Genomic DNA, 15,109 nt, shown 5'->3' on the forward strand with positions numbered 1-15,109 from the left:
ATGTCTACCCCTTCCGTACTATTTGTATGCAAGTCCAACGGCGGGAAGTCTCAAATGGCCGAGGCACTCACTCGCTTCCGCGCAACCGGAGAAATAGAAATCCACTCTGCTGGCACCCATCCCGGAACGAAACTGAACAGCGAATCCGTGGCTGCGCTCAAGGAAACGGGTGCGGACATGTCCGACGGCACCCCAAAGGGAGTGGATCCCGATCTCCTCGCGCGCGTAGACCGTGTCATCATCTTGGGCAAGGATGCCCAGCTGGAATTGCCCGAAGGAGCCCGAGGAACGCTAGAGCGCTGGGTCACCGACGAGCCTTCGTCTCGCGGTATCGAGGGGATGGAGCGCATGCGTTTGGTTCGTGATGATATAGATTCCCGCGTGCAAAACCTGCTGGAAGAACTGCTGGAAGAGCAGTCATAACCTGCCGGAAAGGCTCCTGAAACTGGGCGCGCTTGGCGCTGGATCCCGGGGTTACTTCTGGCACACCGGGCAATAGTGCGACGATCGCCCAGCAAACTGAATGCGCTTGATAGGCGTGCCGCACACGCGGCAGAGTTGTCCTGCCCTCCCGTAGACCTGCAGCGAACGCGCGAAATACCCCGAGCTTCCGTTCACATTCACATACAGCGAATCAAAGCTGGTGCCACCTTCAGCCAACGCGCGCACCATCACGGCCCTGGCTTGTTCCACGATCCGCCGGATGGTGGGACGGCTCAGGCTACTAGCGCGCCGACGTGGTCGCACCCCGGCGGCGAACAGGGCTTCGTCCGCATAGATATTGCCAATGCCCGCAATCACGGTCTGATCCAACAACACCCGCTTGATCTCAGAATTCTTGGACTTAATCCGTGCGACGGCTGCCTCGAGGTCAAACCCAGGTTCCAAGGGATCCATCGCAATGTGGGCAACAGCCGCGGGAATCTTAAGCACCTTTGGTAGACCTGCTCTTGCTGTGCCTGCACTCGCTGTACCGTGCGGATCAGGCACCAAGTCCATCACCGCCCAGCGGCCAAAGGTTCGTTGATCCACGAAAGACAGCACGGTGCCATCCACGAAAGTCGCGCGAATTCTCTCATGCTTGGCTACCGGTGCGTTCTCCCGGTTCACCAGCATCTGGCCACTCATGCCTAGGTGCACGAACAGTGCCCTATCGGGCACGTCACCTTCGGATTCCAGCACCATCCATAAGTATTTTCCGCGGCGGGCGATATCGCGGATGCGCGTGGCGTCAAGTAAAAAAGAAAAAGTGGCGGGGTCAAACCCGCGTACAGCCCGGGGGTGGCGTACCTCGACGGTGGCGAAGCGACGGCCTAGGAGATGGGATTCTAGGCCGCGGCGGACTACTTCTACTTCGGGTAATTCCGGCATAGGGATCAGCAGTTTAGCGAATCAACGGGCGCTAGCGCTTGTTGAGCTGGGCGACCGCGGCCTTCGCAGCAGCGTGCTCGGCCTCCTTTTTCGTGTGTCCCTCGCCCGTCGTGCGCAAGTACACCAGTTCGCTGGGAACGGATTCCGGTGTGACGGTATCGGCCTCGGCCTGCAGCCGTTTGGACGTGACCACCAGTCGCGCGTGGAAGGTCTGGTTGTGCTCCGGCCCCTCACCGCGCGATGCGTACACCGGGTCACCCAGGCCGAGATCCGAAAGCTTCTCCACCAAGACAGTCTTCCAGTCCATGGTCAGGCCGACCGTTGGAGCCGCCGTGATACGCTGCTCGAAGATGCGTAAGACGGTCTCGCGGGCGGTTTGGAAACCGTGTTCCAAGTAGATGGCCCCCAGAATGGCCTCTACCGTATCGGAGAGAATCGAGTGTTTGTCATCGCCACCCGTTCGCATCTCACCGCGCCCCAGCAGCACGTTTGGCCCCACACCCAATTCGCGGGCCACGTCCGCGAGAGCGTACATGTTGACCACACCCGCACGCATTTTAGAGATTTCCGATTCAGTACGATCCGGAAACTGCCGGTATAACTGCTCGGCCACCGCCAACCCCAGCACGGCATCGCCCAAAAACTCTAGGCGCTCGTTGTTCGGCAGGTTGTCGTTCTCGTTGGCGAAACTGCGGTGGGTTAAGGCTAGGCGCAGGTAGTCGTCACTTATATCGACGCCCCACGCTTTCCGCAGCGGGGTGTGATCGGTTTTCGTGTAAGCCGCATTGAGGGCTGCCTCTCCTGTGAGGCGACGTTTACGAGCCACTAATTACCCTCCCCCAACTTGAATTTTTCCAATCCGGCCCAGCGGGGGTCCGGCTTCTCCTCCTGCTCCAGTTCCTCTACAACACCATCGGGTTCTGGCGTTTCCTCGTTGCAGTCGAGGTCATAGAACTCGCAGGTGGGGTTAAACGGGACGTTCAGGCCCGCCTCGTCCAATACCAACTGGGTGATATCTACGCTGTTATCTTCCACCAGCATCGGCTCGTCTTCTTCGTCATCGACTGCATCTCCCCGGATGAATTCCGGAGAGAATCCGAAAACTTCACTGATGTCGTAATTGAATTCAATGTTGATCTCCTGCAGGCAGCGACCACATTTGCCGCGCGCTTCACCCGTCACGGTGGCACGCACCATAACGGCTTCGCCCAAGTTGGACAGGGTGCCGTGGACTTCCACTGGCTGCCCTTCTTCCACGGCAAGCATGTTGCCACCCCAGCGCACGGGCGATGGGCCGGAAGTATCGACGGGCTCGGTCAGCCCGGTGGGGATGTCCTGTACATCAAGGATGAAAGGGTTGCTCATACCCTCAATTTCTACCCGCATCACGGTCAGAACGGTAACCGGCTGCGCCAGCGCCCTTGCGCAGGGCGGCGCGGTCCCGCCCCACGGTGCGCAGAGTGTTGGATAGCGATTCTTCGAACGTGGCCAGGGTGGAGTCCACGTAACGGTCGCACTCGGTGCGCAGACGATCGGAATCCGCATGGGCGGACTCCACGATGCGCTTCGCCTCGGCTTCCGCGCTACGCACAACCTCGGAATCGCTGACGAGGCGCTGCTGCTCGGCGATGCCTTCATCCACCGAGCGCTGGTAGGAGGCGTTGCCTTCTGCCACCAATCGATCGGCTTCCGCAGCAGCGCGGGACGTCGTCTGCTCATATTCTCGCCGGGCATCCGTGACAAGGCGGTCCGCTTGATCCTCGGCCTGGGCTACCGTGGTGTTAGCGCGATCTTCGGCATCACGCAGCATTTCATCGGCGCGAGCGCGCGCATCAGCCAAGATGGCATCGCGGTCTGCCTCCGCCTCGCTGATGGTATTGTCGGCGCGATCCTGCGCCTCGCCGATGATGTCATCACGGTGGTCTAGTACGTCCTGGGCATCGTCGAGTTCGATGGGGATTGCGTTGCGCATCTCATCGAGGATGTCCAGCACCTCGCGTCGCGGCACCATGCAGTTGGAGGTCATGGGCACACCATAGGCCTGCTCCACCATCTGCTGGAGGTCGTCCATACCCTGGAAAGTTTTGTACATGGTGTCCATCATGCACCACTAGTCACACCCGTTGCATCGTGACACACCAGAAACAGGTCAGAATTTGGCCGAAGTCTACGCGTACTTGGCCCGAACCGCGTCTACCACCGTGGCAGGCAACAAACCAGAAATATCGCCACCGTACTTCGCGACTTCCTTGCACAACGTGGAAGAAATGTAGCCGTACTCCGGTTTCGTCAACAGGAAGAACGTATCCGCCCCAGACAAGCGGTGGTTCATCTGCGCCATGGGCAATTCGTATTCGTAATCCAGCGAACTACGCAACCCCTTAACCATCGCCTTGATACCGTGTGCATTCAAGTAGTCCACCAGCAACTTATCCCACACATCCACCGTGATGTTCTGAGGTGCATCGGGAAGATCGGCAATAGACCGCTCGATCAACTCCACGCGCTCCTCCGCCGTGAATAACCCCTTCTTATTGGGGTTGTACGTGACCAACACTGTCACCTCGTCCCATTGGGCGGCGGCACGCGTGAAGATATCCAAATGGCCTAGAGTGATCGGATCAAAAGAACCTGGGCAAACTGCTCGCATGGCATCCAACCTAATCGCGACCTCGCCAGATCGCCATATCAAACCGAGCGATGCCAAAGGTGCGCTTCTTTAACTTCTGCCCCGTCGTTTCAAATCCAGCCGGCCATGCGGTTTCCGCCGAATCGCTGTGGCGCTCTACAACCACAACGGCATCCTGGGTCAGCAGCGGAATGAATGCTTCGACCATGTGCGCGACGGCGTCATCCGAAAGATCATATGGCGGGTCCGCCAGCACCATGGTGTAGTGGTTGCGTTGTGCGCCGGCCACGAAGACCGACGCCTTGGCTTCAACCACACGGATCCGGGGGTGTTCGTGTACAACCTTGGCGTTATCGAGGATAGTTTTGACCGCGCGAGGATTGTTATCCACCAAGGTGACCTCCGCCGCTCCACGGGACGCGGCCTCCAACCCCAGGGCGCCCGAACCGGCGAAGAGATCCAGCACAACCTCGTCTGCCACACCAAAGCGCGCCTCGAGGGAACTGAACAGCCCTTCGCGGGCACGGTCGCTGGTGGGGCGGGTGCCTTCACTGGGAACAGAAATGCGGCGGCCTCGAGCGGTGCCTGCGATGATTCGGGTCATGCACGATCCTCCTGGATAGGTTCTAGCTGCATCAACACGTCCCCGCCGGTGACATCGACGAAGTCTTCGTGAATGGTTCGCACCACCACCCCGGGCCCAGGGGCGAGCACGGGAGCTTCGAGCTTCACTGCCTCCACAATGGCCAGCTCTTGCCCGGTAGCCACGGACGTGCCATCGGCCACCAAGAAGCGCACGATGCCGGCGAAGGGAGCATGGATGTTCATACGGCACACTTTAATCGTCAGCCACTAGTGGCGTTCAATGTAGTCCTGCTCTTCAACTTCGATATCCACCACGAGGGCGCGCGCCAGCGGCTCATCGTATCGCACTAGGGCCTCGGCATACTCGCGTGCTTGGTTGATGAGGAATTCGTCTTCAGTGAGGTCCAACAAGGTGGAGCGACGCACCCGCGAGCCCGATTGATCCGCGCCCAGCACATCACCCTCGGTGCGCTGTTTTAAGTCCAATTCCGCCAATTCGAATCCATCGGTGGTGCTGGCCACCGCATGCAATCGCTCCATGGTGGCCGGTGGTAGGGATTGATCCGAAGGCAGCAGCAAGCACACACCTCCGTGTTCGCCACGCCCCACGCGCCCGCGCAACTGATGCAGCTGGCTCACACCAAAGGCATCCGCACCCAGGATGATCATCATCGTCGCATTGGGGATATCCACCCCCACTTCCACAATGGTGGTGGCGACCAGGGCATCGATCTCACCAGCAGCGAAAGCACTCATCACCTCGTCTTTTTCTTCAGCGGGCATCTTGCCGTGCAGCACCCCCACACGGTAGTCGTGCAATTCCGTCTGCGACAGCCACTCGACCGTCTGCAACACCCCACCGAAACCCTCGATCCTCGGTGTGACGATGAATGCCTGCCGCCCCGCAGCCAGCTCCTCCCGGCAGCGCTGCCACACTCGCGCCACCCAGTGGGGCTTCTCCAACGCCACAACTGTGGTGGACACCCCCTGGCGCGCCGTGCCCCCTGCCCGTTTAGGCAAACCGGGCAAACGCACCGGGGTGAGGTCACCAAACATCGTCATCGCCACAGTGCGCGGGATGGGCGTGGCGGTCATCACCATCATGTGCGGTGTGCGATCCACCGGTGAGTTATCGCGCAGCTTATCGCGCTGACGCACACCGAACCGGTGCTGCTCATCGACGATCACCAGACCTAGATTGAAAAACTCCACCGTCTCCTGAATCACGGCATGTGTGCCCACGACAATCGATGCCTGGCCACTGACCACATCCAACAGCGCGGCTTTGCGGTCGGCTGTCTTTTGCGATCCCGTAAGCACGGTCACCCCGACGGCACTGCCGGCGGTGCTGCGCCCCAGTAATTCCACCAGCGTGCGCGCATGCTGCACAGCCAGCACTTCCGTTGGTGCTACAAACGCGCACTGATACCCAGCTTCGATAGCCTGCAACATCGCCAGTAGTGCAACGACCGTCTTACCCGAGCCGACCTCGCCCTGCAGCAGCAGCGAGGCCGGCGTGGTGGAATCCAGCGCCGCGGAGATCTCTGCTGAGGCATCTATTTGGCCCTCGCTGAGCTCAAAAGGCAGGCTATCCACCACAGCCTGCCGCAGGGAACCCTCAGCCCCCAGGGCCATCGGCATCGAACTGCGCTGGGTGGCGTCGGCCCGCCGAAGTGCCATAACCAACTGCAACTCCAAGGCCTCGTTGAACTTCAGCCGAGCGCGCGCGGGCTCCGGCCCCTCAACGGGTGGCTGGTGAATCTGGCGCAAGGCAGTGGCGAAATCCAGCAGGGGCGCACCATATTGGTCCACCGGCCAGGCGGGGGCATCGCGGCCGGCGCGGGGGCTGGGCAGCATCTCGGTGGGATCCCCCATGCTGGACAGCACGTGTTCCATCACTCCCAGCATCTCGGCGGTGGTCGTCCCCACGCGGCGAGGATAAAACGGCAGCCACGGCCGGTTGAGGATCTCCATGGCCTTGCGGTCACTACCAGCAATATCCACGACAGTTTTCAAGGGGCCGAATGCGCCGAACTGCGATTCGTCTTTCACGAACACACTGACGTAAGACACGTTCTTAAGCTCCCACTGCTGCCGGAACAGCGCCAATTTGCCGTAGAACATCAAAACGTTGCCCGGCTGCAAACATGTGCGGTGCAGATGGACGTTGCCGAACATTGCGAACGACAGTCTGGTACTACCTGTGACGATCTGCACCCGCATGTACCTGCGCGCACCGCGCCCAGAGGTGTTGGAGCGCTCCTCCACCTTTTCCACGCGGGCAATGCACGTGAACATCTCCCCTTCGAACATCAGGTCTTGCGCATCGGGAAAGCTGGCGCGCACATAGCGGTTGGGGAAGAACATCACCGCATCTGTGAGGGTCTTTAGCTTGGGTTTATCGGCGAGTTTGCGCGCGCGATCAGGGGTAATGGCTAGCGATAGTGGTCGCGCGTCGAGCCAACCCAGCATCTATTCCACTCCGATCTGAAAGTCCTGCCCCATGTCGTCGGCCTGGTGCAAGTCGAACTCGACATCGGGGAAACGCTCCCGTAGGCGCGCAATCATCTGCTGCGCCGACTGCTCCGTTACACCCGGCCCGCTGTACAAAACGGTGACCAGTTCCCCGCCCTCGTGCAGCAGATCGGCGATGTTTTCTTCCGCGTTAGCCGCCACACAGCTGAGCCACCGTTGCACGGAGACCGCGTCCACCATTTCCTCCACGCAATCGTCCCAATCCGCGCTGGGATCGAAGACTGCCAGCGCAGCCAGCCCGCCCACGAGGGCTTCGGTATTGATCACGTCGATTTCGGTACCGCTGGTCATCAACGCCGTCGTATCGCGGCCGTTAGCCAACACTATGACAGGTTCGCGGCCGACTTTCTGCAGGGCTTTTTTCACTGCTTCTTTGTTACTCGACGCCAAACTCACCGCGCCCGCAGCCTCAAACATAGCGGCGGCTCCGCCCGGAGGGGTCAGGGCGATGATGGGTGCTGACGACGTGGATTCACCACCTGACGGGGCTGGCGCCTCGGCGGGTAGGGCCTCAATGCGCAAGTCACTAACGGTTCCCAGCGCATAAGCCTTTTCGATAATCGCCCCCGCCTGTTGTGAATGCACGTGCACGGTCATGCTGCGCTCATCGAGGGCTCCGATGATAACGCTATTGCCGTGGGTATCGAGGAATGCGCGGAGTTCTGTGGCTTCGGGATCGGATTCGGTGGACTCGAAGAAGAACATGACTTCCAGCTCGGAAGCGACAGCGACATGGGGAGATGGGTTGTGAACGGCAGCGTGAGACACCGCGTTGCGAGCGGGCTGCGCCGGTGGCAGCGTAGCCAACAAGCTGTGTTCGTTCTTACCGCCCAATACGTCCAACAGAGCCTGGGCAATCACCACAAATCCACGGCCGCCGGCATCCACGACCCCGGCTTCCGCCAACACCGGCAACTGCTCCGGCGTGCGGACCAGCGCTTCTTCCGCGGATGTCACCACTGCGCTCACCACGTCAAGCAATTCCGCAGTTGGGGCCTCCTCGACAACGCGCCGCGCGCCCTTGGCGGCAGCATCCAGCACGCTGATAATCGTGCCCTCCACTGGGGCCGAGATTGCTTCGCGGACGTACTCCGCGGACTGCTGCAGCATTTTCGCCACTGCAGTGGCATCGACCGGTCCGGTGGCAGCAATCTGGGACAGTGAGCGCAGGACTTGGCTGATCACGAGCCCCGAATTACCGCGCGCGTTGCGAACGGCCCCAGAGGCCAGGGCGCTGGCGACGGCGCTGACATCGTGGGCGTCGACAAAAGAGGTAGCTTCGGCGGCCTTGGACATCGTGTGGGCCATGTTGGACCCCGTATCGGAATCCGGGATCGGAAAAACGTTAATGGTGTTGATTTCCGCCTGGGCTTCCTGCAAGCCGCGGGCCGCCCGGTGGGCCCAGTCCACGAGCAGGCGACCGTTCAGGTGGTCAGGACGATTATCAGCTGCCATTGACTACCTTTCGTCCCTTGTCGTGTGTGCCCGCGTGTCGGTAAGATCCCAATCGACGGGCTGCCCTCCTTGGGCAATCAGAATCTCATTGACCTTACTAAATGGACGGGAGCCGAAAAAACCCCGGTAGGCCGAAAGTGGCGACGGGTGCGCCGACTGCACGCACCGGTCTTCCCCAATGAGCGGCGCCAGTTGTTGCGCGGGTTTGCCCCACAAAATCGCCGCGAAGTGCTGGTTTTGCGCGACCTGTCGAACGGCGGCCTCCGTAACCTGTTCCCACCCCATACGGGCGTGACTGTGGGCCTGGCCAGCAGCCACGGTCAACACGCGGTTGAGCAGCAAGACGCCCTGATCCACCCATGGCTGCAACGTGGCTGCATGGGAGTTCGTAGGGTATGGCAGACCGAGGTCCTCAGCGTACTCCTTAAAGATATTGACCAAGGACTTCGGCAGCTTGCCACCCACGTGCAGAGGATCCACCGCGAAACTCAAACCGACCGCGTGCCCGGGCGTGGGATACGGATCCTGTCCCACGATCAGCACCCGGACATCCCGCGGATCCATTGCGAAGGCGCGCAAAATGTTCTCTTGCGCGGGAAGAATCTGCTCAGCGGGAGTTGCTTGAAAAGCCCTGGCGAGCGCTCCGTCCAACCCGGGCAGATCCCAGGCGGGGTGCACGCGGGGCGTCGAGTGAAAAGAAGCAGGTGCATTCGTCACAGCGACTGCCAGCCTTCAGTGAACTTCGGGCGGGCACCATCTACGAGAACGGCCGGTTCATCGGTGTACTCGCCGAAAACGTCCACAGCTACCTTGCTGGTGAGGCTGCGAACGCGGCCGATCGCGTTGAATCCGGAGGGCACGCGGGTATCGGTGGTGCCCAGCAACGTGTGATCTTCCCCGCCGGTCAGCACCCACTTCCAGGCGTCCCCGCCCACGCATTCAGCGGCGTGCAGAAGCTTGTGATCAGGTGCGATAGCGGCGGATTCGATGTCCAAGCACACCGCAGAACGGTCCGCAATCAGCCCTAGGTCGCGGATCAGCCCATCGGAATTATCGGTCATCGAGGCCGCCCCGGCTGCCCTCGCCACCGAACCGCGCGCGACGGGCAAGCACGGTGCACAGTGCCATTGCACCAGTTCTTGCAGGATCGGATCATCGTGGGGAATCGCGCGCCGGGATCCAAAGTGCTCTAGGATCGCCAACCCGGCCGCGGAATAGCCGATGTGACCGGAGGCGATCACTTGGTGGCCCACACCCGCACCATCCAACGTCAGCGCGGGAGCCGGGCCGGCAAGTTCCCCGAGTGCGGTGAGAGAAATAACCAGGTCCTTGGATTTCACCACGTCGCCGCCCACCAACTCCGCGGCCCAGGGCGAGGCGGCCTCGTGGATACCGCGGGCGATGTCCGCCACCGTCTGCAACGGCAGGTCGCCCGGGGTGGCAATGGCCAGCAGTACCGCAGTTGGGCGCGCCCCCATCGCCTGAATATCGGCGAAGGACTGCGTGACCGCCTTGATGCCGACCTCGCGTGGCAATGAATACTGAAAGTCGAAATGACGACCTTGCACCAGGATGTCCGTTGAGCACACGTGACGAGAATTCGGGGCAGTAACCTCCAAAACCGCAGCATCGTCGCCGTTGAGCGAACTGGGTGCCGCTGTGCGAATCGCCGCGATGGTGCGGGCCTCCCCGGCTTGGGAGACGGTGAGTGACTCTCGCATCATTTCCTTTGCTTCGGTAGTTGCTGTGGGAACGTGATTAGCCAGTGTCCGTAACGGTTTCTACAATGAACTCTCATGAGCACGCAGGCATCCACCGCTTCACCGTCTGGCACATCGGCTAACAACTCGACTAATCCAACCTCCGACAACACTACCCCGAGGTTCTTCATCTTTCTGGCGTTAGCGTTGGGCGTGATCTTCGTTGCGGGAGTCTTGGCCGGCGCGAAGGTCCTCAATGATCGCAACACGTACTCCCCAGTCACCATGGGTCCCGTCGATGCCCCGCAGGCAGATTCCGCGCAGTGCCGGGATCTTACTGGAGCTTTGCCGCAGCGGACCGCTGGTTTCCGCATAGTGGATGTGCACGCACCCGCGCCTGCCGGAACCGCGGCCTACCGCAACGAGCAGGGAACGGAGTTGACCATTCGTTGTGGTGTGAACGCGCCCGATCAGTACACGCAGGCCAGCCTCACCGAGCAGCACGCCGGCACGCAGTGGTTGCCCATCACGGATGCCACCCCCGGATCCAACCTGCGCACGTATTACACGGTGGGCGCAGGCCCAGTGATTGCCGTGACCTCGGAAGCAGATTTTTCCGGGGCGCTGGATGACTTTGGGTCCGTTGTTTCTTCGTATGCCGACGCCGCTACGGCACCCGCGCGCAAGCCTTACCCCTTGTCGACACAAAAGCCCGCGGCCACGGTCAACGCGAAGGTCTGCGCCACGTTTCTCGATGCCCTGCCGGGCAAACTCGGTGATTACACCCGCGTGGGCGGGGATGATCCGGTGGCATCCAAGGCTCCGGAGCACTCGGCAACGTTCCGCGCGGATCGTCGCGAACCAATCGTCGTGCGCTGCGGCTTGGATATGCCGAAGGGGTACAAAGCCGGTGAACGCCTGAGCTCCGTCAATGACGTGCCGTGGTTCGCAGAGCCCGGCCTAGCCCAAGGCTCCACCAGCGGAAATTGGTTTGGCTTGGGTCGCGAGGAGATCGTGGGGATCTCCATGCCAGGTGCCCAGCAGGATAATGCGGTGATCACCGAAGTCAGCAAGGCCATGACCGCGACGATGAAGAAAACTGAAAACTAGTCGTGCGCCAGCATTGCGGAGTTAGTCGTTCACCAGCGTTGGGGTGCTTGTCGTTCGCCAGCGTTGGGGAGTTCGTCGTGCGCCAGCGTTGGGGAGTTAATCGTTCACCAGCGATGGGGTGCTAGTCGTGCGCCAGCATTGCGGAGCTAGTCGTTCACCAGCGCACGGGCGATGAGAATATCCAATAGTTGGGAGTATTCCATCCCACCCGCGATGAACATCTGAGGGTACATCGAGATCGGGGTGAATCCCGGCAGGGTGTTGATCTCATTGAGGATGACCTGTCCGCTGTCAGTGACAAAGAAGTCCACGCGAGCTAGGCCCTCACAGTTCAGAGCCTCAAAGGTACGGACGGCCAAGCGACGGACCTCCGCGGTGGCTTCCTCGCCGATGGGGGCGGGAATGCTAGGGGTGACGTTGTTATCGACGTACTTGGCGTCGAAACCATAAAAGCCCTCGTTGCCGTCCTCAGTGCCCTCCAACATCGCGGGGGCAGAAGCAACTACGGAACCCTCGGGGTACTGGAGCACGCCACATTCCACCTCTCGGCCGTGAATCATGGATTCCACGATCACCTTGCCGTCGTGGTCAAAGGCGATCTCCACCGCCTGGGCGAAGTCCTCCCACTCGTCGACCTTGGAAATGCCGATGGAGGAGCCACCGCGGGCGGGCTTGACGAAGACGGGCAAGCCCAGGCGCTGCTGTTCGTCAGCAGTGAGTTCGCGGTTTTCAGTAAGGATGAGCTCCTCGCCACACGGCACACCGGCCTGGGAGGCCAAGCGCTTGGTGTATTCCTTGTCCATACCCGCAGCCGATGCCAGCACGCCATTGCCTACATACGGAACGCCCGCCAGCTCGAATAGCCCCTGGATAGTGCCGTCCTCGCCGTTTTGACCGTGCAGAACAGGGAAGATCACGTCAATGGTGGCGTAAGTTTCACCGGCGCGTTCGCCCGAAATGTAGCGCAACTCCCCTCGCTGGGCGCCCAGGACCAGTTGGACGTGGTCCCCGCGATCGCGAACCGTGGGCATTTCACGACCGTTGGCGCGCAGCTCGGTGGTGTCCGTCGCACCGGGAACCCACGCCCCTTGCAGGGTAATGCCCACCGGAATGACCTCGTAGCGCGTGGAATCCAAGTGGTCCATGATCGCGCCTGCGGAGATACAGGAAACAGAGTGCTCGGTGGACTGTCCGCCGTAGAGGACGGCGACCCGGGCGCGGTGTTCAACGCGGTTCTGGGCGCGGTTCGAGGAGGAAGAATCGTAGTCAGCTGCAGGTGTATTCATCGCTTCACAGTGTAGCGCTTGGGCGAGTCATTCCGACTTACGGCTGCGGCCCAACAGACGCTGCAACATCTCTTCCACAGGTGCGCCTCGGTGGCAAACGTCCACCATCGCATCGGCGATGGGAACCTCTACCCCATTCTTTTCGGCCAGCTCAGCGATGGACTGGCAAGAAACCACTCCCTCTGCGACTTGCCCCTTGTTCGCCTTCGCAGCTTGTTCCGGAGTGGCGCCCTCACCTAGACGCACCCCAAAGCGACGATTGCGCGAAAGCGGGGAGGTACACGTGGCCACCAGATCCCCCATCCCCGCCAAACCGGCCATGGTGCGGGCATCGGCTCCAAGGGAAAGGGCCAGGCGAGTGCTTTCTGCCAACCCGCGTGTGATGACCGTGGCAGCGGTATTATCACCGAATCCCATTCCGTGGGCAATGCCAGCCGCGAGTGCGATCACGTTCTTGGATGTGCCCGCCACTTCGCAACCCACCACATCAGTATTGGTGTACGGACGGAAGTATGGGGCAGCCGCCGCCGCTTGGATCAACTGCGCGCGGGACATGTCCTCGCAGGCCACCACGGTGGCTGCAGGCTGGCCCAGCGCGACTTCCTTAGCGAGGTTCGGGCCGGTCAGCACGGCCACCCGATCTGATTCAATGCCTGCAACCTCGCTAATAACCTGGCTCATGCGCATGCCGGTGGAATGCTCGATGCCCTTAGCCAGGCTCACCACGGCCGCGTCACTACCGATGAATCCCTTCCACTGGGTGAGGTTATCGCGCAGCGTCTGGGAAGGCACACCCAGCACCACGATTTCTGCGCTATCAATCGCAGCTTCCGGATCGGGGGTGGCCGTCAGTGCCTGAGGCAATTCGATATCGCCAAGGTAGGCGGAGTTTGTGCGCTTGGCATTGATCTCCTCTGCTACCTCAGCTCGCCTGGCCCACAAACGCACTTCGTTGCCGGCATCTGCAAAAACTTTCGCGACGGTGGTTCCCCAGGAACCCGCGCCCATTACTGCTACCCGCACCATGCGCTACACAACCCCTCAACGTTCGTTATACGATGTGCTTTGTTTATTGAGAACCTTATCGGAAGGCAGCTTCAACTCGTGATCTCCCACACCGGAACTGGTGACCTCTCTACGTCGCTGGCTATGAGCCACCACGGCGAAGGGCACATCTGCCGCATCGGCTCCCGCCCTGCTGAGGAATTCGCACGCCCAACTTTCGCCGCGGGCGCGATGGTGTGGCGTCGAAGTAATGACGGCATCCGTATCGCGGTCATCCACCGCCCCCGCTACGATGACTGGTCCTTGCCCAAAGGCAAGGTCGATCCCGGGGAGAACCTGGCTGGTACGGCCATTCGCGAGATCAGCGAGGAAACCGGCATCACCGCCCGGCTGGGCTGGTTGCTGGGATACGTGCACTACCCCGTGGGAAGTCGCACGAAGGTGGTCTACTACTGGACGGCAGAATCCCTCGAGGAGAACTTCGAGCCCAACGAAGAGTCCGATGAGCTGCGCTGGGTGACGTTTGAAGAGGCCAAAGGCCTGCTCAGCTACGAGATCGACTTGGACGTGGTCGCCGCTGGCGAGGCAATGGTGAACCTGGGCGTGAACCGCCGTGTTCTGTACGTTCGCCACGCTAAGGCGCACGCGCGCGAAGGGTGGGCAGGTAACGATGATCTGCGCCCATTGGCGAAGAAGGGGCGCAGACAGTCGGAGATGCTCATCACGCAACTTTCGGGATACCGACCCGAAGTGTTGTTCTCGGCCGCCCCAGAGCGCTGTGTAGATACCCTTACTCCCCTGTCGCAGGACCTCACGCTACAAATTCAGGTCGACGCCGAGCTGGGCGACCACGGTTGGGAGCAGGGCGAAGATGTCGCCATGAACGCGTTCCGCCGGGTAGCCTTCGACCGCGACGGAGTCAGCGACAACGGCGGAGAGGCCCCCGTGAAGGTGATCTGTGGTCAGGGCGCGGTCATCCCGGGCGTGCTGGCGCGACTTGCTGCGGAAGCTGATATCGAAATCGACGACATGCGTGTGAAGAAGTCCTCCGCATGGGTTTTACACTTCCGCGATGACAAGCTGCTGGGTATTGACTACTTGGCGAGCCCGCTACCGGTGAAGTAACCAAAAGCGTCGCCGGTGCCATGGGCCGCGCCGAGAGGGGCGCCGAGGTGACCTGACAAGCTGCGCAGGAACTACGCCAGCGTACGCGGCATAAAGCTGGGCCACGCCAAGCTTAAGGCCGCTGAGGTGGGCCGAGGTGACCTGACAAGCTGCGCCCCAGCGCCCAGACGGGGCCGCGGCAATGGTGGCGAAGAATCTATGCCTGCCAGTAGCCCCCCCGAGCACCCCGGCGCCGACACCCTCCAAACAAAATACAAATGTGCAGCAGAAGTCGAACAAAAACGCGCCATTTTGTCAGAGTTCTGCTG

The 15,109-nt window shown here is 61.1% G+C and carries 16 protein-coding genes; 3 read left to right on the top strand and 13 right to left on the bottom strand.

The window, feature by feature from the left end; all coding sequences use genetic code 11:
• A complete protein-coding gene (locus HMPREF3098_RS10405; RefSeq protein WP_070435085.1) occupies nt 1-423 on the top strand; it encodes an arsenate-mycothiol transferase ArsC in 423 nt (140 codons plus the stop codon).
• Between the two features lie 51 nt (nt 424-474).
• Here HMPREF3098_RS10405 and mutM read toward each other — a convergent pair whose 3' ends face one another.
• From mutM to HMPREF3098_RS10460, 11 genes are all read right to left on the bottom strand, one after another.
• Entirely contained in the window at nt 475-1,371 is an 897-nt protein-coding gene (gene mutM, locus HMPREF3098_RS10410; protein WP_070435086.1) for a bifunctional DNA-formamidopyrimidine glycosylase/DNA-(apurinic or apyrimidinic site) lyase, read from the bottom strand.
• A gap of 31 nt (nt 1,372-1,402) precedes the next feature.
• Nucleotides 1,403-2,197, bottom strand: coding sequence for a ribonuclease III (gene rnc, locus HMPREF3098_RS10415; protein WP_035115028.1), 795 nt, complete (start codon nt 2,195-2,197; stop codon nt 1,403-1,405).
• A complete protein-coding gene (locus tag HMPREF3098_RS10420; protein ID WP_070435087.1) occupies nt 2,197-2,736 on the bottom strand; it encodes a YceD family protein in 540 nt (179 codons plus the stop codon). The genes rnc and HMPREF3098_RS10420 overlap by 1 nt, the downstream gene beginning before the upstream one ends.
• A 4-nt stretch (nt 2,737-2,740) precedes the next feature.
• Nucleotides 2,741-3,463 (bottom strand): DivIVA domain-containing protein, encoded by a 723-nt coding sequence (locus tag HMPREF3098_RS10425; RefSeq protein WP_035115080.1) that lies wholly within the window; start codon nt 3,461-3,463, stop codon nt 2,741-2,743.
• A gap of 75 nt (nt 3,464-3,538) precedes the next feature.
• Nucleotides 3,539-4,021 (bottom strand): pantetheine-phosphate adenylyltransferase, encoded by a 483-nt coding sequence (gene coaD, locus HMPREF3098_RS10430; protein WP_070435088.1) that lies wholly within the window; start codon nt 4,019-4,021, stop codon nt 3,539-3,541.
• Between the two features lie 10 nt (nt 4,022-4,031).
• Nucleotides 4,032-4,604 carry a 16S rRNA (guanine(966)-N(2))-methyltransferase RsmD gene (gene rsmD / locus HMPREF3098_RS10435; RefSeq protein ID WP_035115022.1) on the bottom strand — a complete coding sequence of 191 codons (573 nt, stop codon included), beginning with the start codon at nt 4,602-4,604 and terminating at the stop codon, nt 4,032-4,034.
• Nucleotides 4,601-4,828, bottom strand: a complete 228-nt coding sequence (locus HMPREF3098_RS10440) for an acyl-CoA carboxylase biotin carboxyl carrier protein subunit (RefSeq protein ID WP_070435089.1) — start codon at nt 4,826-4,828, stop codon at nt 4,601-4,603. Before HMPREF3098_RS10440 ends, rsmD begins: the two co-directional genes overlap by 4 nt.
• Before the next feature lie 24 nt (nt 4,829-4,852).
• Nucleotides 4,853-7,057, bottom strand: coding sequence for an ATP-dependent DNA helicase RecG (locus HMPREF3098_RS10445; protein ID WP_070435090.1), 2,205 nt, complete (start codon nt 7,055-7,057; stop codon nt 4,853-4,855).
• Nucleotides 7,058-8,575 carry a DAK2 domain-containing protein gene (locus tag HMPREF3098_RS10450; protein WP_070435091.1) on the bottom strand — a complete coding sequence of 506 codons (1,518 nt, stop codon included), beginning with the start codon at nt 8,573-8,575 and terminating at the stop codon, nt 7,058-7,060. It abuts the gene before it with no gap.
• Nucleotides 8,576-8,578: 3 nt separating this feature from the next.
• A complete protein-coding gene (locus HMPREF3098_RS10455; protein ID WP_070435092.1) occupies nt 8,579-9,292 on the bottom strand; it encodes a uracil-DNA glycosylase in 714 nt (237 codons plus the stop codon).
• Nucleotides 9,289-10,296, bottom strand: a complete 1,008-nt coding sequence (locus HMPREF3098_RS10460; RefSeq protein ID WP_070435093.1) for a thiamine-phosphate kinase — start codon at nt 10,294-10,296, stop codon at nt 9,289-9,291. Before HMPREF3098_RS10460 ends, HMPREF3098_RS10455 begins: the two co-directional genes overlap by 4 nt.
• Before the next feature lie 75 nt (nt 10,297-10,371).
• On the opposite strand from HMPREF3098_RS10460, the gene HMPREF3098_RS10465 reads away from it, so the two are divergent.
• Nucleotides 10,372-11,385 (top strand): DUF3515 domain-containing protein, encoded by a 1,014-nt coding sequence (locus HMPREF3098_RS10465; RefSeq protein ID WP_070435094.1) that lies wholly within the window; start codon nt 10,372-10,374, stop codon nt 11,383-11,385.
• Between the two features lie 146 nt (nt 11,386-11,531).
• Here the strand turns inward: HMPREF3098_RS10465 and HMPREF3098_RS10470 are convergent, their stop codons facing one another.
• The gene (locus HMPREF3098_RS10470; RefSeq protein ID WP_070435095.1) at nt 11,532-12,671 is read right to left on the bottom strand and encodes a D-alanine--D-alanine ligase family protein; all 1,140 of its coding nucleotides are present in this window, start codon (nt 12,669-12,671) and stop codon (nt 11,532-11,534) included.
• Between the two features lie 27 nt (nt 12,672-12,698).
• Nucleotides 12,699-13,697, bottom strand: a complete 999-nt coding sequence (locus HMPREF3098_RS10475; protein ID WP_070435096.1) for an NAD(P)H-dependent glycerol-3-phosphate dehydrogenase — start codon at nt 13,695-13,697, stop codon at nt 12,699-12,701.
• 78 nt (nt 13,698-13,775) lie between these two features.
• Between HMPREF3098_RS10475 and HMPREF3098_RS10480 the strand changes: the two genes are divergently transcribed.
• A complete protein-coding gene (locus HMPREF3098_RS10480) occupies nt 13,776-14,801 on the top strand; it encodes an NUDIX hydrolase (protein ID WP_070435097.1) in 1,026 nt (341 codons plus the stop codon).
• Nucleotides 14,802-15,109 lie beyond the last annotated feature (308 nt).

Origin of the sequence: Corynebacterium sp. HMSC28B08, assembly GCF_001806865.1 — a bacterium.
Classification (GTDB): Bacteria; Actinomycetota; Actinomycetes; order Mycobacteriales; family Mycobacteriaceae; genus Corynebacterium; species Corynebacterium auriscanis.